Below are 17,941 nucleotides of genomic sequence, written 5' to 3'. Positions count from 1 at the left end.
TGCCTAGCAAGGGTTTTTTGTTTTTTTGACAACGAATATTTGTTCTGTTTCTTTTGATTGGGGACGAATTGGGGACGAACTTTATCCGCCAGATTGTTTCTCAATATTTTTAGGATCAAAATGATTAAAGTGTTCTGCAGTGTTAAATTCTAATTTGTTTGTGACATGACCATAAATATCTGAGGTTGTTTTAGCACTGGCATGTCCGGCTCTTTTCTGAATAGCATTAATGCTCTCACCTGCCTCTATAAGGAGAGCGACCATTGTATGTCTTAAATCATGTAGTCGAATGTTTTTTAATTTGTGTTTGTTTTTGATTTTTGACCATTTGGAAGTAGGGGTTGTGTAATAGTAAGGCTCACCAAAACCATTATGAAATAAATATTGGTGATCATCACCTTCCCATAAGTCACCAACTAATAGTTTTTCTTTTTTCCACATGATATGGTACTGCTTTAATTCATCCATATACCAGTTAGGCATCTTTACAAAGCGTTTAGAACTTCTTGTTTTAGGTTCTTTAACATAGGGTTTGCCATCAACTGTCTTTGAAATTGAACGATTAATATGAAAGCCGCCGAGATCCCAATCAACATCCAAATGCCATTCAAGTGCAAGACCTTCACCGCGTCTTAGACCACCAATCATAGCAGCTAAAAAATAAAGTCTCCATTTAATATCAACTTCTTTATACAAAATTTTTATACATTCAGTAGCTTCGTCAGCTTCAAAATAGTTCATTTCTTGCTTTTCATGTTCTGGTTGAGGGAGTCCTTTCATAGGATCAACCTTAATGATCTTCCATTCTTCAGTTGCAGTTTTAAAAACAACTTGTAAAATTTTAAAAATGTCCTGTATAGTGGCCCCGCTTAAACCTCCTGGTTTCCCATCTTTTCGTGCGCCATCTTTTTTTAAACTGTCTAAAAAATCTACAATATGAAGGCTTTTTATTTGCTCCATTTTTTTATTGCCAAAGACAGGTAGAATGTGATTTTTTAAATGTCTCCAATATACATCTGAAGTAGTGAGAGAGTAAGGTTTTCCGCTCTTTTGATAAAGCTTCTTCTCTTTCCACTTAGCGATAAAAGATTCAAATGTTAATTTTTCAGGTTCTATGTATTCTTCAGAAGAAACTTCGATTTTAAATTGATAGAGCTGGTCTGAGAGATACTCTTGCAATCTTCTTTTCGTCTTTAATAGTTTAGTATCTTCTATGCGAATGGTTTTAGTTTTTTTCTTTCTTTTTCCGTTTATATCGTGACCAGCTTCAACAATTAATCTAAAAGAATTGTTTCCTCTTTTTTCAATGCTAGCCATATAAAACACCCCTTGTCTGAGAATAAGTTTTTTGATAATAGAGATTTAAACGGTGATTTGCAAATTCAGGAGTAACGTTAAAAATATTAGAAACTTTCAAGACAGCGAGTTCTGGTCTTTTGGGTAAATCCAAATCAATTAACATGAATGTGGGGATACAAAAATGATAAGCAAAATAATTCGCTTGTCTTTCTTGATAGATATTCCATAAAGTTTTAGTCAAATGAAAATTAGTGAATTTGCTAGATTGTCTAACTATATGGCAAAGTTCATGAGCGAAATCCTGCCATTGTTCCTCTTTAGATAGGTTTTTATTTAGAAAAATAGTGTACAGATTGTTAATTTCTACATAATGACTTGTGTCATTAACATAAAATATCCAAATGTCTAGATCATTAGCTATTTTGTGTTTATTTAATTGTGAAGGTTCAGTTATGCCAATATTACTAAGGAATGACTCAATCCAATCTTCTAAATGACTATTTATATATCTCAATGTTAATAAGCCCCTTTCTAAAAGATAATGCTCTTAGATGAGTTGGAAACATATGTTCTGTTTTGATGTAAAAATAAAAGCCCAATATGGGCAGTGTTTATTTAGTTTTAAAGAATAGTTTACCTGAAGTAGATATACTTTTATAAGCTATTAAAAAATCATCGTCTTTTTTTACTTGATTCACTATATAACCTTCAAGTGAACCACCGTTATATACTTCGCCTTCAAAATCTTTTGGCACAACAGTACCAATTTCCTCAGAATAAGGAGAACCATCACTACTAAAAAAGTCAAAGTTAAGAATTGGACTGAATAGTATAGGTTCATCATCTGTTTCAGAATTTGTCATCTTCACTTTGACCTTAACGAGTGCCCATTCAAACCCCTTTTTAGGTTGAGAAACAGTGCTATTCCTCTTATATAAAACATTAAATGCTTTATCTCCTCGAATAACCTCTTCTACATTCATCTTTAATTCAGCAGTATATTCATTATCCGATGCACTAATGTAATCGTCGAAATATATTGGCTTTTTTAAAGGTATAGGAGCAGTTCGTGTTCCATCAGCTTCTTTTTTAGTTTTCTTCTTAGCAGATGAACCCCCATTAGATTCCTGTTTATCGCTTTTTTCATTTGATTCATTTACTTTTGTATTCTGTGAATTACACGCTGTTAAAGACGTTGCTATTAAGAAAATAAGCACGCAAAAAAAAGTCTTTTTCAAAATATGCGCCCCTTTCATGAAATACATGTATGAAAGTAATTGAAGTCTTTTATTTAGTCACCATAGAAGTCTTTCTGCTTATCCCCTGGTTTACGACCTTCCTGAAGTCTTAGTGCTCTTTCAATTCTTTCAATTCTCTTTTCTATATCAGAATTTCCATCACTTGCAGCAGTAGACGCGTTGCCTGATCTCAGAAGTTGTTCTGCTTCAAACCTATAATCTTTCCCGGTTAGCAAATAATCTGTAGATACCCCAAAAACCTCAGCGATTTTCACAATTTCAATATCAGTTAAAGGACGAGTTCCTTTTTCTATTCTGTTCATTACACTGACATTCATATTGATTTTTTGAGCCAATTCTTTTTGGTTCCACTGTTTTTGTTCTCTCAATTTAATTATTCTTTCGCCTACAGCCAGCATCTTTAATCACCAACTTTCTATATTAGCAATATAAATCTTAACATTTTTCCAAAGTAGAAAAAAATAAATTGCTAAATTAGAAATAAAACAGTTGAAATTTCTTTTTTAGAAATGTATTATTAAATCAACAACAGGATTTCTAAAACAGAAATCGAGAGGAGGGAAATATGTTAGATTTAAAATTTGTCAAATCGAGACGTCATGTTAAACAAATTAATTTGCAACAAATGGCCAAGGCTCTAGGATTCAAAAATGCCTCAACATATATGAAATATGAGACAGGAGAATATGCCTTTAAAGCAAACCATCTCCCGATATTGGCTAAAGAATTAGACTGTGACATAAGGGATTTCTTTCGGAAGTGAATTTCTAAAATAGAAATATAATTAAGTGACTAGGAGAGATAAGATATGCCATCAAAATCAACTATGACTGTTCATGAAACGGCTGATTTTCTTGGGGTACATCACGACACTGTTTACACAATGGTTCGTGAAAAACAAATACCTTTCTTCCGAGTAAGAAAAAGAATTTTCTTTAAACGAGAAGTTCTTGAAGAATGGCAATTAGCACAAATGGAATCCAATTTTCAGCCAGTTGAATGATTAATAATTTACTACCTTAGAATACAGCGGATTTTTAGGTTTTTCTGTTCCAATTCGCAACATGTTCTATATAGGAACAATAAGGGGGTGAGGAAGTTGAGGTTGGGGGTAGTGCTCCGACAAGCAAGGAAAAGAGCTGGGATGTCCCAAGAGAAGTTGGCTGAATTGTTAAGTCGCTCAAGGAGCTGCATATCAAAATTTGAGAACGATCAAAAGATGCTTGATGTTCCTACATATGTACGGTGGATGGAGGCGACAAATGCAAAAGAAGCCATGATCGCAACCTTATGTGGTGTCGATCCACTTGCAGTCACGCAGCAAATTACAGCCATCATGGCTTTGTTTGGAGGATGAAGATGAGAAAAGCAATTTTCAAGAGTATTGATCATGAAGGGATAACAGCTGAAATGATCTGTATTGAACAACTACAAAAAAGATTAATGAAAGCATTAGAGAGTGCTGATACAGATACGGCATTAGCAGCTCACAAAGATATTGCTAAATCTTTAAACCAAATTCAGCGTTACGAAAGCCAAGCTAAGGTTCATTTATTAAAACAGGCTGCGAGGGTTACAAAAATCAAATATCCAAAATCACTAAAAAATAGATTGAGAGGATTGATCTAGGTGAAGTATTTGTTCACAGCAAGTCGTTTAATGAAGGCGAAAGATATCGTGAAACAATGTCAGATGCGTCATACAGAGGAAGGGCCCATTTTATTAGCCGCTCTGGAATTACAGATCAGAACGGAAATAGAAAACAGAAAAAAGCAGCAAGCTCCGACACTTACTGCTTAAATCATTTCAAACCATGAATAACAAAATGATCGATCTCATTATAGCGTTATTTAGAGATCACGACAAGGCTTATTCTTGTCGTCCGGCTTGCGGATGGGACAGTGTACACCTACCCCCTCAAATCATGCTCCATCCGCGGTCGGACGATGCGAATAAGCATCAAATAATGTGTTAAGGAGGAAAGAAGTTTTGAGAACTAAACCAGTTATTAAACCTTTCAGTGAGAGACAGTCTGATCAGTTCTATCTATCACAAGTGAATGGATCAATTGTGATGACTAACAAAGGTAAGCCAATGTTCCAATTTCCTGATAAACAAGCCTTTGAGAAATTTCAACAACTAAAGGCAGATGCGATCCGCTCAAAATTAGAGATTTCTTGATGTTTACACCAAACAGAAAAGGAGGGAAGAAGATGAATATTGAGCATCCGATTATCACAGAGATTAATAGATATGGCTATCCAAAAGATATGGTGAGGCAAGAAGAACACTTTGGAATTGATTTTTATGGGTCAGAAATTTTGCTAGAAGATGACTATGTTGAGGATAAAAATTCGGGTGAATTGATCTTGCGAGAAAATCTAGAACGATATCTTGCAGAGGAACTTGATTTTGAGTTTAAAACAGCAAAATAAAAGAGTTCACTCCCAACAAGTGAACTCTCATCTAAATAACCAGACACAGAATAAGGTGTCAACCACTATTATAAGCAGGTTGGCACCTAAATTCAATGGGGGTTTCTTATATGAATGGATTGTCAAATGTTGATTACTCAAACTATATGGCAGGTTCTCAGCAATCAGCAGGAACTTCAGTAACAACTGAAGCTATGGTTAGTCGGCAGGCTCAAGAAGTACAAGCAGCTATGGTCATAGCAAAGAAGTTTCCGCGAGATGTTTATGCTGCCTTTGAACGAATTAAGAAAGCATGTGAGCGTAGGCTATTAGCTGAGAATGCTGTCTATGAATATCCACGAGGTGGCACAAAGGTATCAGGTCCTTCTATTCGTCTGGCTGAAGCTCTGGCACAGAATTGGGGGAATATTGATTACGGAATCATGGAGCTTGAACAAAAAGCTGGGGAATCTTCTGTAATGGCTTATGCATGGGATCTTGAAACCAATACTCGGCAGACCAAAATATTTACGGTAAAGCATGAACGAAAAGCAAAAGGAGCTATTACAAAGCTCAACGATCCAAGAGATATTTATGAACTGGTTGCAAACCAAGGTGCACGTCGCGTTCGTGCGTGCATTCTCGGAGTGATACCAGGAGACATTGTTGATGCCGCAGTTGATATGTGTCAAAGAACACTGATTGATGGTCATAAAGAGCCTTTAGAAGACCGCTTAAGAAAAGCATTAACAACATTTAAAGCTGATTTTGGTGTTACGAAGGAAATGGTCGAGGAATATGTCGGTAGCAAATTGGATGCATTTACTGAGCAGGATTACCTCAAAATAGGACGCATCTACACTTCTCTTCGTGATGGTATGGCAAAGAAAGAGGATTATTTCAACGTCAAAACTTCAGGTGCTACAAATGCCACAAAATCCAAAATCGAAGAGGAGTTTCTAAAGCAGCAGGAACAAAAAGAAAGTGCTGAAAAGGCTGGTGAGCCAGCAGATGATAATTCCGACAATCAACAAGGAGAATTATTACTCTAACGAGATCGACCAAGCTTATATGTCAAATTCTCAATATAAGAGTTTCTTAGAGTGTGAGGCGGCTACAATGGCAAAACTCAACGGTGAATGGCAGCCGCCGTCCTCTGAGGCTCTACTCTTTGGTCAATATGTTCATGCCTGGCTTGAAGGAGAGCAGGCCTTTGATGAATTTAAGATGAACACACCTGCTCTATTTACACAAAAGGGCCAGCTTTATAAACAATATCAATTGGCTGATCTCATGATTGAAGCTATACAGAATGACGACTTGTGTATGTTTGTTCTTCAAGGAGATAAAGAAGTGATTATCACAGGCGAACTGTTCGGAGTGCCCTGGAAAGGAAAACTCGATGTGTACAACCCTGCAGGTGGCCGCTTTGCTGATCTTAAAACAACTCGTTCTCTCAGGGAAAGAATATGGGATCAAGAGCTTGGCTATTGTTCATTTGTAGAAGCCTACGGATATATTGCTCAAATGGCTCTCTATGCGGAATTAGAAAGACAGGAAGCAGGGCGTAGTGATTGGTTAGAGCCTTTGATTGTGGCCATATCAAAAGAAGATCCACCAGATAAAGCAGTTATCAATATTGATGAGTCAAGGATGGAAATTGAGTTAGAAGATATAGAAAAAAACATGGAGCGGATCGTTCAGGTTAAGCATGGCGGAGAAAGACCGAGAAGATGTGAAAAGTGTAAGTATTGTCGTTCTACAAATCGTCTAAACCGCATCATCCATTTTTCTGAACTGGTGAACAGCTAATGAGGGAGAAGCTAATCATTAAAGTTCCTATTCCGTTTGTGTACCTGTCGTTATCTAAATCGAGTCGTAATCAAGCTGCGTTATTTAGAGCGTATGTAAAGGGTTATATCCAAAGAAATGAGCCAGGTCTTGCTTTTATTAGGATCAGTGGAATGTACGCTCTATGTGAGGTTAAAAGGCCTTAATTAATGATGTTGGGGAGGAGGAAGTTATTTGTCTACTGGATGGGTAAAACTGCATCGGAAAATATTAGAACACGAATTATGGAATGACGTGACTACCTTTAGACTGTTCACTTTATTAGTTATGAGAGCAAGTCATCAAGATGGCTTCAAAATGAATGGAGTTGTATTAAATAAGGGCCAGTACATAAGATCGTACTCAAAACTATGTGAGGACCTCGCATATAAAGAAGGAAGAGGGCTAAAAAAGCTGTCTAAAAGTACAATTATGCGTTCAATTAAGAAACTTGTTACGAACAACATCATCACTGTTAGCGAAACGGAACTAGGAACACTATTCACCATTGTGAAATACGAGTCATATCAAGAGTTTTCGAGTGATCACGAAACAGAACCCAGAACGGAAGAAGAACCTATCGCAGAACGAAGACGGAACGAAAGCGGTACGAAGTCGGAACTATATCAAGAATTAAAGAATTTAAGAATTAAAGAAGAAGAAAAGAGAGCCTCAGTAGAAAATGATTTAACTCCTTTCCAGCAGATCGAAGAAAAGTACTTATCACGAAAAGGTGGGTTGATGTTAACACCAAAAGATTCAGCTGCCATTGAAAGGATTCTCAAGGAGCGAATCCCACTTGAAAACATATTGGTGTGGATCGACGAGGTATTTGATCAATATAAACCAAAGCATAGAGCAGACAGTATTAAATCATTTGCATACCTGGAATCAGCGATTCTTGATCGTTGGCATGCCAAACATAAGCCACCTAACAATGTTTCAGAATTTAAGCGTAAACAGCAAAAACATAGCAATTGGAGACCCGAAGGAGTGAAGAAAGATGCAGAGTATGGGGGATACCTTAAAGGCGTTGGAGAAAGCAAATCCAGCACTAGCGAAGAGACTGAGAGACTCCAAGAAATTGCAAGAAGAAAAGGTCTATCTGGCCAGGTACGAGACACTCACTGTGATTTCTGAACAACATTGCATGTATGGGAAATGTGATGGGTCGGGGTTGATATGGATTATTGATCATGAGGAAAACAAAGAATTTATGGAAGAGTGTCCATGCAAAGAAGTGAAAAAGCTCTCAAATAGGCTTATGAGCGCAAGACTCCCCGAAGAGTTTAAAGACGCTTCTCTAAACTCTTTTGATATCAATGTTTACGACAAACCCGAATCCAAAGAGCGAGCAGCCAATGCGAAAAGGGTTGCTAAAAACTATGTTTTGAAATTCGAAAAGATGCGGGATCTAGGGAAAGGCTTGTATTTCTTTAGTAAAGAGAAAGGGAGCGGAAAAACAAGGCTTGCTGCTAGTATTCTTTATGCGATAACCAAAACACATGACACGGTTTATGACAAAGAAACCAAAAAGTACAAACCACTTAAAATCATTTATTCGTCTACAGCTGATTTAATCGGAGAAATAAAAAGCACGTTTGATAGCGAATCGAAAGTGAGGAGTACCGACATTATGGATGCTGTCAAGACAGCTGATCTTGTTGTCCTAGATGATATTGGAGTAGAAAACGTAACTGGTTTTGTTGAAGAAACATTCACACGTATTCTTGATTATCGAGTACAACACAAGAAGCCTACGATCCTTACAAGTAATTTAAGTATAGACGAGCTTGACACAATCTATAAGAATGGCCGAATCAGTAGCAGGGTTGAAAAACTGGCCTTTCCAGTGATTATGCCAGATGAAAAGATTCGTAAAAAAATAGCACAACAAGAAAACGAGGAACTGCTTCTGGAACTATACGAGTAAAGGGGAAGGACAGATGTGTAATATATGCAATGGCAAGAAAATCATCATAGATGAAACGTCATTTATGGCTGGCTACTACCCTTGTCCTGAATGTAATCATACAGGGTGCAAACAGAGCCTAAAACCAATCATCGAGCAATTAAATCAAATGTTAGTCGAATCCAGAACTATGAAATGAGGAATAAATATGTCAAATATAATAGCAAACAGCGCTGTGAGTACCTTTTAAGCGAATTAACTCGTATTGGATATTTAGCTAGTTTGGACAAGAACCCCGAAAATTTATCACTCTATGAACTTGAAATGCTCGTCATCTCTCTCAAGAGTCAACGTGGCAGCAGGGTGTTAACATATAACGCCAGAATGGAGGCATCTGAATGAAGATAGCTTTCACCATCTACGGAGAGCCGGTTGCACAGGGGCGTCCAAGAGCTACTCATATGAATGGAATGACAAGGTTATACGACCCCAAGAAGTCACGAGACTTTAAGCAATACGTTAAGTTGGCTGCGAGCGATCACCGTCCTGATCAACTTCTTACTGGACCACTGGAGTTGAGGGTTAAAGTTTACAAATCCACCCTAAAAAGTTTCAGCAAGAAAAAGGCCGCAGAAGCTGAAAGAGGCGAGCTGAGACCAGCTAAGAAGCCGGATGTTGATAACTACATCAAAGGGATAAAAGATGGCTTGAATAAAGTCATTTGGCAGGATGATAGCCAGATAGTCGATCTACATGTAAGCAAATTCTATAGCAGTTCCCCGAGAATTGAAGTCGAAGTCTCAACTCTCATACCACCTCAGCAAACCGGAGTAGTCTAAAGTGAAACGCAAACGATCAAAACGGTGGTTCCTGCTTTATCGTATAGAGGATGGACAACGTGTTTACCTCTATGAACCACTTAAGAAATATGAATGCTCAGTCGAATCAGGAAAGGATGGAGGATTATCAGATGAAGAACAAATTCTTAGAAGGAGACTGGATCAAAGCATCAAGGAAAGGCAAAAGAGAAACACTTAACAAAGAAGGTTATGTACTTAAAGTATCTGAAGATGACATTTTAGTAAGGTTCCTTAGTGGTAATACCTTGGTTGTTCCAAAGTCTTGGGCTGAAAATTTGGATGAGGCGCTTACTGAAGATGATCTGAAGGCTTTGATTGACCTGTCTTTAGATTTAAGGGACGAACACCTCTTTAGAATGTGTGTACGTGATTTGCGAGCTCTTCAGGGCAAATAAAAAGAACCGATGCACAAGGCCCCAGTTCTATTGAATCTGCACAATTCATTATAACATGGGAGGCCTTGTGCATGAATAATCCTTACAAACATATAGACTCTAACATCTCAATTGATCAGCTTTTTGAAAAAGGAGAAGTTAAAGTTATTATCCTAGACGGCCATTCCAATAATGTAGTGTTGGTTGAAATGCCGAGGTACGGCAAAACTGAGCTCACAACACGTGACGGCCAATTCACCAATTTGAATTACAGCAGTTCACACAAAATAAAATAGCAGGAGCTTCCTCCTGCAGGGAGGCGTCAAAATGAAAGAAATCTGGTATTCAAAATCACCATTCGCTGAATTTTGTATCGTCAATACAGCGAGCGGATATGTTGCCTATTGGCGTTCTGATCTATTAACAGATGCAAAATGGAGCGAGTATGACACATATCAATCCTATCCAGCAGCACGTCGGAATCTTGGTAAAGTCGGCTGTGCTGGAAGTATGAAAAGGGTCGAGCGATTGCCATGGGAAAGTGTGGCATGAGCTTTGATGCAGATTGATCTATTTAGAGAAATCATAGTAGATAACTTTGCAGGAGGCGGCGGAGCAAGCACAGGCATTGAGCTTGCGACAGGCTTATCAGTAGATATAGCTATCAATCATGATCCTGCTGCCATTGCAATGCATGAGGCAAACCATCCTGACACAGAACATTATTGTGAATCTGTGTGGGATGTTGATCCGAAACAAGCAGTTAAAGGGCGAAAAGTTGGTCTAGCATGGTTTTCCCCTGACTGTACACACCATTCAAAGGCCAAAGGCGGCAAGCCTGTAAAACAGAGTATCAGAGGGCTTGCGTGGATTGCTGTTAGATGGGCGATAGCAGTAAAACCGCGCGTCATCATGCTTGAGAACGTTGAAGAATTCAAAGATTGGGGGCCTATCTCTAAAGAAGGTAAACCGATCAAAGAACAAAAGGGACAGACATTTCAATCATTCGTCAAAACGCTGGAATCACTTGGATATGAGGTGCAGTTCAGAGAGTTAACGGCTTGTGACTATGGAGCGCCAACCATAAGAAAAAGATTCTTCATGGTTGCAAGATGTGACGGAAAAGAAATCGTATGGCCAAAACCAACACATGGTGATCCCAAAAGTCTTCTTGTTCAAACGGGAAAGCTCAAGCCGTGGCGATCGTCTTACGAAATTATAGATTGGTCCATAGGGGTTCCTAGTATATTCAGCAGGAAACGACCATTAGTTGAAAATACAATGAAGCGAATCAAACGAGGCATTGAGAAATTCATTGTAAACAATCCAAGTCCTGTAATGGTGCCGGATAAGAGCAAAGCCGCTTTCTTGATTAGCTATTACACAGAGCGATCAGAAAAGGATGTAAGAGGTCTTTCGCTTGATCGTCCATTACACACAATCACAGCTGGCGGTAATAGATTCGGACTAGTGACCATTGCCTTTTTGACTAAGTATTACGGCCAAGGAGTAGGCCAGCGATTAGGCGAGCCATTGCATACCATTACAACCAAAGACCGATTTGCATTAACAACTGTTTGCACAAATGGTCAGAGAATCGCTGACATCGGATTGCGTATGTTGCAACCAAATGAACTATTTGCAGGACAGGGGTTCCCACCTGGATACATTTACGACATTGGGAAGAAAACGGATCAAATACGCAGGGTCGGGAATAGTGTTCCACCGCAATTCGCAGAGCAGCTGGTGCGGGCTAACCTTCCTGAGATGTGCGTACCAAGTCATCTTAATAAATATCATAAGAAAGCTAATTAATAGAGAGGAAGATCATTGTGAAACTGAGAAGCATTTTTTATTTAAACGTACAAGGCATAAGACTTTTGGGAGGATGGGATCACTATCCTAGTGAGGACGAAATGCGAAACGCATTAATTGATATGTATGGATCTTGTACTCACTTAGGAGAACGGCCAATTATTTTTGAAGTCATTAAGCAAAACACGTTTTATCAAGGTGATATACAAGATTTGCAGGGGGGTTACTGATGGCAAAGCGTGAGTCAAACGGGCCTGTCATCTTAACTCTGCTGGCTATCATTGCGATCATCGTGATCGTTGGGTTGATGCAATGAAACACATCACTAGAAATGACAAGGAGGACATACGAATGGAAAAACAATTAGTATTCGTAAAAGAAAATGAAGTGGTAACGGACAGCGTGACGATCGCTGAAATGTTTGATAAACAGCATAAAGACGTTTTGAGAGATATTCGTACTCAAATGGAATATGCAGGCGAGGAATTCGCCCAGCGCAATTTTGCGCCCGGCGATTACAGAGATAAGAATAATCAAACCAGACCAAAATACGACCTAACAGAAGAAGCCTTTACATTGATCGTATTCAGTTATAACACTAAAGAAGCTGTTCAAACAAAAATTAGATTCATTCAAGAGTTTAAACGAATGAAAGAATACATTCAGGCGCAGGAACGACCAAAAGCTATGAGTGAAAAAGAAAGCCTACTTGCGAGCATGAAATTAACCATTCAATTGAATGAAGATGTAGATGGAATGAAAGAAGAAATAAAGCAGCTTCGTGACGATATTGATAAAAAAATAACCCTTGATTATTCACAACAACAAGCCATGAAAAATGCTGTTAACAAACGAGTGCATAAGCTATGGAACGAGGACATGGTTGATAAATCAATCTATGAAAATACGAGAAGACTCTACTCGGCGTTATGGAAGAATTTAAAAGACGCTTACAGGGTGAATGCTTATTCAAACATCCTCCAAAAAGATTTTGAAGAGGCTATGAGTTTTATTGAGGGATGGAGACCTATCTTTAACGGAATCAAAACAGCCTAGCGGCTTAGAAGGAAAAGAGGAATGACAAATGAAAAAGCTACTAATCACACTATCTATCATTGTGGCTGCGGTGATTTGTACGCCGGCAGCTGCAGCTGTAACAAGCGGATATAAAACAATTGGAGGCCATACAGTCAGCGTATCAACGGATGCTAATACGTACACCCCACGTGCTAAAAGCATTGATGTCACAGCACATAAAACGGGTTCTGAAACAGTATACTACCGCTTCACGTTGCAAAAGAAGGTGAGCGGCAAATGGAAAGATCAGCGGTTCAGCTTGGTCGGTTCTTTCAAACGTTCTACACCTGTAAAGGAATTTTACACGGTCAATCATACATCTGGCACGCATCGGATCAAGATGACAATCTATAAATATAAAAATTGGACAGGCGTCAAAGGCAATATCTACACGCCAGCTTTTGAGGTGCGGAAATGACAATCAGAACATGGAACGACTTAATAAGAAAGCATTTCCCTGACGCTGATGATAAGCGATGTGAATTTATCTTGTGGGAAAAGACTGCTTTTCCTCTTGTACCTGTAGAAACTATTGAAAGGCAGCTGCAAGAATATGCCGAGGAGGTCACGAAATGATGAATGTACGAATTGTTGATGACAATTTTAAAGAAATATCTATTCAACCGATTGATATTAAAAAGGTTGATAACTTGATTCGTTTAGTTGCAAAGTATGGGATTGCTGATTTAGATGGGGATAAATATAAATACGAATCAGCTATCTATCTGCCGTTGGAGAATGCGTTTGAGATCAGAGTCTTTCCAATAGAAGAATAAATCATATGACATAGATCGGTGCAAAATTGCCCTGGTCTATGTCTTTCATTGTTTATAGGAGGTTGAGGAAATGGGAGCTGAACAATTGTGTTTACTGCCAGGGATCGATGAGAAACAAGTCCGGAATGCTTTGATCAAGGAGCTGAAGGTCTATAGGGCCCTGAAGGTGAAGGAGGAAAACAGAAAGGAACAGGAGGCAAATGGTGCAACAGGCCTTTTCCCTTCTCTCAGGAACCAGGAAATTTTAAATGAACTGAAGGTACGGCAGATAGAAAGGGCGTTAAAAAATAGTTTAGACGAAATTGAACAAGATATTATCAGGATGAAATATCTTACATCACGATTCGTAAAAGATATAGAAATATGCGAAGAATTGGGATTGAAAAAGGACCGGTACTATAGGTTGAAAAAGCAAGCCACATTTAACCTCTCAACAGCACTGGGTATAATTTAATACAAAAAACACCAAAGAAATCCTATTAGTTAAGAAATATTTAAGATTTAATAGTTACTATCTTTATTAGTGACAAAATAATAAAATGGAGGATTAATTGAAATGAGAAAAAAATTTATTAATTTAGTTGGCTTTGCTGCGGTAATGGCTGTCATTTTAACAGGTTGTTCGCAGTCAAAAAGTTCAGACGGTGTTAAAGCAAAAGCAGAAAAAGTCTCAGCTGAAAACGAAAAAAATAAAGGTAATGTGTATGTTGAAAGTGAATTTGCTCCATTAAAACGTGTCGTTATGTCTCAATCTGAAGTCTATTTTCCAGAAGGTAGCGGCTCAAACATGATGGAAGATATGAACGATATTCAAAACAAAATGGAAAAAGAACGTGATGAGTTTAAGAAAATACTCCAGAAATACGATGTAGACATCCAAATGCCACGCCTTTTAACGGAGGATGAAAAGAAATTAGGTTTAGCTGAAAATGGTATAACTGGTGGAGCTGGTGCTACGAATTTCTTTGTTAGAGATCCATTCTTTACAATTGGGGATCACATAATCGAAGGATCGTTTTTATCAACTTACCGCAGACTTGAAGTGCTTCCAGCAAGGGATATCCTTTTAAAAGAGGTAAAAGCGAACAAAAATCCCTATGTTGCTGTTCCACAACCCGATGTTTCAAAAGGCATAAATTCTAAGAATGGTCCATTTTTAGAGGGTGGAGATATTCTTGTGTACGGGAAAACAATTTTTGTTGGGAACTCTGGTCAAGCATCTAATAAAGCAGGAATCGATTGGCTCCGTAATTATTTAACACCAGATGGTTATAAAGTAGTTGAAGTAAAACTCGAAAAAAATACACTTCATCTTGATTGTGCTATTAGTTTTGTCCGAGACGGTCTGATGATTGTGAATGAAGATTCATTACCAAACGGGATTCCAGATGAATTAAAAGATTGGGATAAAATAAAAGTAAGTTACAAAGATGCGCAAGATTTGGCCATAAATGGTTTACCTATTGATGAAAAAGTATATGTAACGGATTCTGCATATAAAAATACAATTGGTAAAGAACTAGAAAAAAGAAATATCAAGGTGGAGTATGTCGATTTTAAAATCACAAGAAGCTTTGGTGGTGCTTTCCGATGTACTACTCAACCATTACTCCGTAAATAAACTAGAGACGAAACATCCTTAACAAGGATGTTTTTTATATAAATGAGAAAAAGCCGACAAAAAGGGGGATAAAAAGGGTACCTTTTTTCCTAAGTGGATCATCGTATGATAGAGACAAGCAAAACGAACGTGAATATTTTGTCCAGAAGGAAGAACCTGCGGACGCTGATCATTGAGCACTTTAAGTGCCTTGATTGGTGTCCGCTTTTTTTATTGGGAGACGCGTCTTTCCCTTATCAATGGCGTATCTGGATACGGAACAAAGGTGATGAGGAATGTGGCCATACGAGAGGGACATTCTGAGCCTGGATAGCAGCTGGTCTGCGGCGGCCGTATCGAGGACAGTTTTTCATTTTACTTGATGATTGACTGTACTTGGCATCCTCTCGGAGTGTAGTCATCATTTCCAAATCTATTTAAGCGAATAGCGTAAGGTGGTGCTTATTCGGCAAGGGGAGTATGAACATGAAGATCAGAGATTCTTTATCTGTAGAAACAACGAAGCAATTAAAGCGCATTGCTCCTGGTTCTAATAGTAAGAAGAGCGATGCTGATCCGATAACGACGCGCGATTGGGAAGAAATAATGGGCACGAGACGCGAAACGTACCAACGACAAGGCGGCCGTATCCGGAGAAAACGATAAATTTTGGGAACAGTCGTCTTTTGGGTGTATGGCTGCAGGTGCTTTGGTGAGGGATAGGAGCGCAAAAATATAAAAAGGGAGATGATGAGCATGGCATCAAAGTTTGGTGTATCTGCTAATCCGAAAAAAGCGAATCATACTTTAGGAAAGGACAAGGTTGTGGTTGTTGCGATTCAGAATCACAATGATTACATTTGTGGGCCAAACCTTATTCCTCAACGAAAAGTAGAAGGGAAATGGGTCACGATCAAGACTAATTCACCTAACCCGCTTAACCCAGCAGAGAAACAGTACGATGAATTCAGCATCAAGGAATCACTTGATAACAAAAAAGGTACGTATCGATTCAAGGTAGATGTAGAGCGATATGACAAACATGGCAACCATGTTGAAACTGTCGGTACATTCTACACATCGGAATTCTACATCAAGTAAGCAGCTGATGCCGCCCTAAAGGCGGCATCATTTGTTTTTATAGGAGGAAACAGCGATGAATATCAAAACAATTCCCGTACATAAAATTAACCCATCACCATATAACCCCCGCATCGATCTGCAGCCAGGAGATCCAGAATACGACTCTCTGAAAAACTCAATAAAAAAATTCGGATACATTGATCCCTTAGTATGGAATGAACGGACTGGCCATCTCGTAGGAGGTCATCAACGTTTCAAAGTATTGATGGAGGAAAATCCAAGTGATATTCCTGTATCAGTTGTATCGCTTAATGAACAAGATGAAAAAGCACTGAATATCGCATTGAATAAAATAGACGGTGAATGGGATGAGTATAAACTTACTGAACTGCTGAAGGATTTAGAGGGATCAGGATATGATCTAAGCTTAACGGGATTCAGTGACGCAGAATTAGAGGATGTTCTGAATGATTTGGAACACACAGGTCAAGGTGGAGCAGTATCTGAGAGTCATGAGATCGATCTTGATGAATATGGAGATGACCAATTTGAGCATACATGTCCTAAGTGCGGATTCTCTTTTAATGAGTAGGTGGCAGCATGAACATGAACTATAGATGGAAATTGAGTGATCTTAAAAACATCCCTTTCAACGGGTTGAAAGTGTTTAGCACTTTCTCATGCGGTGGTGGCTCTTCAATGGGCTACAAATTAGCAGGGTTTGAATTGCTGGGGAACTGTGAGATTGATCCCCAAATGATGAAAATCTATAAAAAGAATCACAAACCGAAATATCCTTATCTTATGGACATTCGAGAGTTTAACCAGATACCGCTCTCCGATCTTCCTGAAGAACTCATGAATCTTGATGTGTTCGATGGATCGCCGCCATGCAGCGTGTTTTCAACGGCCGGAAAAAGAGAAGAGGATTGGGGAAAAGAAAAGGCATTCAGAGAGGGACAAGCTGTCCAAAAACTAGATGATCTGTTCTTTCATTACCTGGATGCTGTAGAACGTTTGCAGCCCAAAACCTTTGTAGCCGAGAACGTAAGCGGCATGATCAAAGGAAAAGCAAAGGGGTATGTGAAACTTGTCATTGAGCGAGCAAAAGAAATCGGGTATGACGTTCAGCTGTTCTTGCTGAACGCGGCTACAATGGGAGTCCCGCAAAGAAGAGAGAGGGTCTTTTTTATTGGCCGTAGAAAGGACCTGAATCTGCCACCGTTGAAAATGGCTTTCAATGAACAACCGGTCACATATGGAGAGTTTAGAAGTGGACATGGATCAAGGCTAAATGAATCAAGTAAAACATATAAAAGATGGATTAAGCGGCGTCCGTCCGATGGCAACATTGGAGACATCACTAAACGAACAGAAGGTAAAGAGCGGAATTTCAATACAGTATTAGTTAAAAATAGTTTAGTTCCGCCAACACTAGCAAGCGGTTCTGTCTTTATTAGATATGATGAACCTTATTATATCTCTGAAAGGGAAATTATTCTGATGCAATCTTTCCCATTGGATTATGACTTTATGGACGCTTCAGTGCAGTATGTCTGCGGGATGAGCGTGCCTCCAGTGATGATGAAACGGATCGCAGAACAGATACATTTGCAATGGTTTAAATAAAAAAAGAGGGTGC

At 38.7% G+C, this 17,941-nt stretch carries 28 protein-coding genes; 24 read left to right on the top strand and 4 right to left on the bottom strand.

The genetic code is table 11. The features are described 5' to 3' along the window. Positions 1-81 precede the first annotated feature (81 nt). The 4 genes from C6Y07_RS13235 to C6Y07_RS13220 form a co-directional block, all read right to left on the bottom strand. Complete coding sequence (locus C6Y07_RS13235; protein WP_106156877.1) at positions 82-1,317, bottom strand: tyrosine-type recombinase/integrase; 1,236 nt, start codon at positions 1,315-1,317, stop codon at positions 82-84. Further along, positions 1,310-1,813 carry an ImmA/IrrE family metallo-endopeptidase gene (locus C6Y07_RS13230; protein WP_046343204.1) on the bottom strand — a complete coding sequence of 168 codons (504 nt, stop codon included), beginning with the start codon at positions 1,811-1,813 and terminating at the stop codon, positions 1,310-1,312. The genes C6Y07_RS13235 and C6Y07_RS13230 overlap by 8 nt, the downstream gene beginning before the upstream one ends. 97 nt (positions 1,814-1,910) lie before the next feature. After that, positions 1,911-2,537, bottom strand: a complete 627-nt coding sequence (locus C6Y07_RS13225) for a DUF4352 domain-containing protein (protein ID WP_189318378.1) — start codon at positions 2,535-2,537, stop codon at positions 1,911-1,913. Positions 2,538-2,590: 53 nt separating this feature from the next. Continuing rightward, complete coding sequence (locus tag C6Y07_RS13220; protein ID WP_223254151.1) at positions 2,591-2,956, bottom strand: helix-turn-helix domain-containing protein; 366 nt, start codon at positions 2,954-2,956, stop codon at positions 2,591-2,593. Positions 2,957-3,123: 167 nt separating this feature from the next. On the opposite strand from C6Y07_RS13220, the gene C6Y07_RS13215 reads away from it, so the two are divergent. The 24 genes from C6Y07_RS13215 (at position 3,124) to C6Y07_RS13090 (ending at position 17,928) form a co-directional block, all read left to right on the top strand. Further along, entirely contained in the window at positions 3,124-3,321 is a 198-nt protein-coding gene (locus C6Y07_RS13215) for a helix-turn-helix domain-containing protein (protein WP_046343209.1), read from the top strand. Between the two features lie 45 nt (positions 3,322-3,366). Then, the gene (locus C6Y07_RS13210; protein ID WP_096881243.1) at positions 3,367-3,561 is read left to right on the top strand and encodes a helix-turn-helix domain-containing protein; all 195 of its coding nucleotides are present in this window, start codon (positions 3,367-3,369) and stop codon (positions 3,559-3,561) included. A gap of 87 nt (positions 3,562-3,648) precedes the next feature. After that, the gene (locus tag C6Y07_RS13205) at positions 3,649-3,915 is read left to right on the top strand and encodes a helix-turn-helix domain-containing protein (protein WP_223254150.1); all 267 of its coding nucleotides are present in this window, start codon (positions 3,649-3,651) and stop codon (positions 3,913-3,915) included. Between the two features lie 2 nt (positions 3,916-3,917). Beyond that, positions 3,918-4,187, top strand: coding sequence for a hypothetical protein (locus C6Y07_RS13200; protein WP_106156873.1), 270 nt, complete (start codon positions 3,918-3,920; stop codon positions 4,185-4,187). Continuing rightward, entirely contained in the window at positions 4,188-4,358 is a 171-nt protein-coding gene (locus tag C6Y07_RS18985) for a hypothetical protein (protein ID WP_189318377.1), read from the top strand. 189 nt (positions 4,359-4,547) lie between these two features. Beyond that, positions 4,548-4,739: a hypothetical protein gene (locus tag C6Y07_RS13195; RefSeq protein WP_025092874.1), complete on the top strand. Its 192-nt coding sequence runs from the start codon at positions 4,548-4,550 to the stop codon at positions 4,737-4,739. Positions 4,740-4,771: 32 nt separating this feature from the next. Continuing rightward, positions 4,772-4,993, top strand: a complete 222-nt coding sequence (locus C6Y07_RS13190) for a YqaI family protein (RefSeq protein WP_025092875.1) — start codon at positions 4,772-4,774, stop codon at positions 4,991-4,993. Between the two features lie 110 nt (positions 4,994-5,103). Next, positions 5,104-6,024, top strand: coding sequence for a hypothetical protein (locus C6Y07_RS13185; RefSeq protein ID WP_106156871.1), 921 nt, complete (start codon positions 5,104-5,106; stop codon positions 6,022-6,024). After that, positions 5,984-6,784, top strand: coding sequence for a PD-(D/E)XK nuclease-like domain-containing protein (locus C6Y07_RS13180; protein ID WP_106156870.1), 801 nt, complete (start codon positions 5,984-5,986; stop codon positions 6,782-6,784). Before C6Y07_RS13185 ends, C6Y07_RS13180 begins: the two co-directional genes overlap by 41 nt. Positions 6,785-6,997: 213 nt before the next feature. Beyond that, complete coding sequence (locus tag C6Y07_RS18980) at positions 6,998-7,942, top strand: hypothetical protein (protein WP_189318376.1); 945 nt, start codon at positions 6,998-7,000, stop codon at positions 7,940-7,942. Continuing rightward, positions 7,932-8,735 carry an ATP-binding protein gene (locus tag C6Y07_RS13170; protein ID WP_189318375.1) on the top strand — a complete coding sequence of 268 codons (804 nt, stop codon included), beginning with the start codon at positions 7,932-7,934 and terminating at the stop codon, positions 8,733-8,735. Before C6Y07_RS18980 ends, C6Y07_RS13170 begins: the two co-directional genes overlap by 11 nt. 377 nt (positions 8,736-9,112) lie before the next feature. Continuing rightward, positions 9,113-9,553, top strand: coding sequence for a RusA family crossover junction endodeoxyribonuclease (locus C6Y07_RS13160; protein ID WP_106156862.1), 441 nt, complete (start codon positions 9,113-9,115; stop codon positions 9,551-9,553). Positions 9,554-9,684: 131 nt separating this feature from the next. Continuing rightward, positions 9,685-9,969, top strand: a complete 285-nt coding sequence (locus tag C6Y07_RS13155) for a hypothetical protein (RefSeq protein WP_106156861.1) — start codon at positions 9,685-9,687, stop codon at positions 9,967-9,969. Positions 9,970-10,040: 71 nt separating this feature from the next. Then, a complete protein-coding gene (locus C6Y07_RS13150; protein ID WP_106156859.1) occupies positions 10,041-10,244 on the top strand; it encodes an XtrA/YqaO family protein in 204 nt (67 codons plus the stop codon). Positions 10,245-10,275: 31 nt separating this feature from the next. Further along, complete coding sequence (locus tag C6Y07_RS13145; RefSeq protein ID WP_061409378.1) at positions 10,276-10,500, top strand: hypothetical protein; 225 nt, start codon at positions 10,276-10,278, stop codon at positions 10,498-10,500. A gap of 6 nt (positions 10,501-10,506) precedes the next feature. Then, complete coding sequence (locus C6Y07_RS13140; protein ID WP_106156857.1) at positions 10,507-11,763, top strand: DNA cytosine methyltransferase; 1,257 nt, start codon at positions 10,507-10,509, stop codon at positions 11,761-11,763. 351 nt (positions 11,764-12,114) lie between these two features. Next, positions 12,115-12,819, top strand: a complete 705-nt coding sequence (locus C6Y07_RS13130; protein ID WP_106156853.1) for a Rha family transcriptional regulator — start codon at positions 12,115-12,117, stop codon at positions 12,817-12,819. A gap of 28 nt (positions 12,820-12,847) precedes the next feature. After that, a complete protein-coding gene (locus C6Y07_RS13125) occupies positions 12,848-13,258 on the top strand; it encodes a hypothetical protein (protein WP_106156851.1) in 411 nt (136 codons plus the stop codon). A 157-nt stretch (positions 13,259-13,415) separates the two neighbouring features. Next, positions 13,416-13,616, top strand: a complete 201-nt coding sequence (locus C6Y07_RS13120) for a hypothetical protein (RefSeq protein WP_142395335.1) — start codon at positions 13,416-13,418, stop codon at positions 13,614-13,616. 70 nt (positions 13,617-13,686) lie between these two features. Beyond that, positions 13,687-14,070 carry an ArpU family phage packaging/lysis transcriptional regulator gene (locus C6Y07_RS13115; RefSeq protein WP_106065067.1) on the top strand — a complete coding sequence of 128 codons (384 nt, stop codon included), beginning with the start codon at positions 13,687-13,689 and terminating at the stop codon, positions 14,068-14,070. Between the two features lie 102 nt (positions 14,071-14,172). Continuing rightward, entirely contained in the window at positions 14,173-15,237 is a 1,065-nt protein-coding gene (locus tag C6Y07_RS13110) for a dimethylarginine dimethylaminohydrolase family protein (protein ID WP_223254149.1), read from the top strand. A 735-nt stretch (positions 15,238-15,972) separates the two neighbouring features. Continuing rightward, complete coding sequence (locus C6Y07_RS13100) at positions 15,973-16,317, top strand: hypothetical protein (RefSeq protein WP_041085542.1); 345 nt, start codon at positions 15,973-15,975, stop codon at positions 16,315-16,317. A gap of 55 nt (positions 16,318-16,372) precedes the next feature. Continuing rightward, positions 16,373-16,891 carry a ParB N-terminal domain-containing protein gene (locus C6Y07_RS13095; RefSeq protein WP_041085544.1) on the top strand — a complete coding sequence of 173 codons (519 nt, stop codon included), beginning with the start codon at positions 16,373-16,375 and terminating at the stop codon, positions 16,889-16,891. Positions 16,892-16,899: 8 nt separating this feature from the next. Beyond that, positions 16,900-17,928, top strand: a complete 1,029-nt coding sequence (locus C6Y07_RS13090) for a DNA cytosine methyltransferase (RefSeq protein WP_106156847.1) — start codon at positions 16,900-16,902, stop codon at positions 17,926-17,928. The last annotated feature ends 13 nt before the right edge of the window (positions 17,929-17,941 follow it).

It is taken from the genome of Bacillus sp. LNXM12-1 (genome assembly GCF_003004375.1).
Taxonomy (GTDB): Bacteria; Bacillota; Bacilli; order Bacillales; family Bacillaceae; genus Bacillus.
This window is presented reverse-complemented; position numbering and strand designations above follow the sequence as displayed.

Excerpts from the sequence above, each read along its gene's own strand:
- C6Y07_RS13235 (WP_106156877.1), bottom strand. The coding sequence starts at position 1,317 with ATGGCTAGCATTGAAAAAAGAGGAAACAATTCTTTTAGATTAATTGTT.
- C6Y07_RS13220 (WP_223254151.1), bottom strand. The coding sequence starts at position 2,956 with ATGCTGGCTGTAGGCGAAAGAATAATTAAATTGAGAGAACAAAAACAG.
- C6Y07_RS13215 (WP_046343209.1), top strand. The coding sequence starts at position 3,124 with ATGTTAGATTTAAAATTTGTCAAATCGAGACGTCATGTTAAACAAATT.
- C6Y07_RS13210 (WP_096881243.1), top strand. The coding sequence starts at position 3,367 with ATGCCATCAAAATCAACTATGACTGTTCATGAAACGGCTGATTTTCTT.
- C6Y07_RS13200 (WP_106156873.1), top strand. The coding sequence starts at position 3,918 with ATGAGAAAAGCAATTTTCAAGAGTATTGATCATGAAGGGATAACAGCT.
- C6Y07_RS13190 (WP_025092875.1), top strand. The coding sequence starts at position 4,772 with ATGAATATTGAGCATCCGATTATCACAGAGATTAATAGATATGGCTAT.
- C6Y07_RS13185 (WP_106156871.1), top strand. The coding sequence starts at position 5,104 with ATGAATGGATTGTCAAATGTTGATTACTCAAACTATATGGCAGGTTCT.
- C6Y07_RS13180 (WP_106156870.1), top strand. The coding sequence starts at position 5,984 with ATGATAATTCCGACAATCAACAAGGAGAATTATTACTCTAACGAGATC.
- C6Y07_RS13160 (WP_106156862.1), top strand. The coding sequence starts at position 9,113 with ATGAAGATAGCTTTCACCATCTACGGAGAGCCGGTTGCACAGGGGCGT.
- C6Y07_RS13155 (WP_106156861.1), top strand. The coding sequence starts at position 9,685 with ATGAAGAACAAATTCTTAGAAGGAGACTGGATCAAAGCATCAAGGAAA.
- C6Y07_RS13150 (WP_106156859.1), top strand. The coding sequence starts at position 10,041 with ATGAATAATCCTTACAAACATATAGACTCTAACATCTCAATTGATCAG.
- C6Y07_RS13145 (WP_061409378.1), top strand. The coding sequence starts at position 10,276 with ATGAAAGAAATCTGGTATTCAAAATCACCATTCGCTGAATTTTGTATC.
- C6Y07_RS13140 (WP_106156857.1), top strand. The coding sequence starts at position 10,507 with ATGCAGATTGATCTATTTAGAGAAATCATAGTAGATAACTTTGCAGGA.
- C6Y07_RS13130 (WP_106156853.1), top strand. The coding sequence starts at position 12,115 with ATGGAAAAACAATTAGTATTCGTAAAAGAAAATGAAGTGGTAACGGAC.
- C6Y07_RS13125 (WP_106156851.1), top strand. The coding sequence starts at position 12,848 with ATGAAAAAGCTACTAATCACACTATCTATCATTGTGGCTGCGGTGATT.
- C6Y07_RS13120 (WP_142395335.1), top strand. The coding sequence starts at position 13,416 with ATGAATGTACGAATTGTTGATGACAATTTTAAAGAAATATCTATTCAA.
- C6Y07_RS13115 (WP_106065067.1), top strand. The coding sequence starts at position 13,687 with ATGGGAGCTGAACAATTGTGTTTACTGCCAGGGATCGATGAGAAACAA.
- C6Y07_RS13110 (WP_223254149.1), top strand. The coding sequence starts at position 14,173 with ATGAGAAAAAAATTTATTAATTTAGTTGGCTTTGCTGCGGTAATGGCT.
- C6Y07_RS13100 (WP_041085542.1), top strand. The coding sequence starts at position 15,973 with ATGGCATCAAAGTTTGGTGTATCTGCTAATCCGAAAAAAGCGAATCAT.
- C6Y07_RS13095 (WP_041085544.1), top strand. The coding sequence starts at position 16,373 with ATGAATATCAAAACAATTCCCGTACATAAAATTAACCCATCACCATAT.
- C6Y07_RS13090 (WP_106156847.1), top strand. The coding sequence starts at position 16,900 with ATGAACATGAACTATAGATGGAAATTGAGTGATCTTAAAAACATCCCT.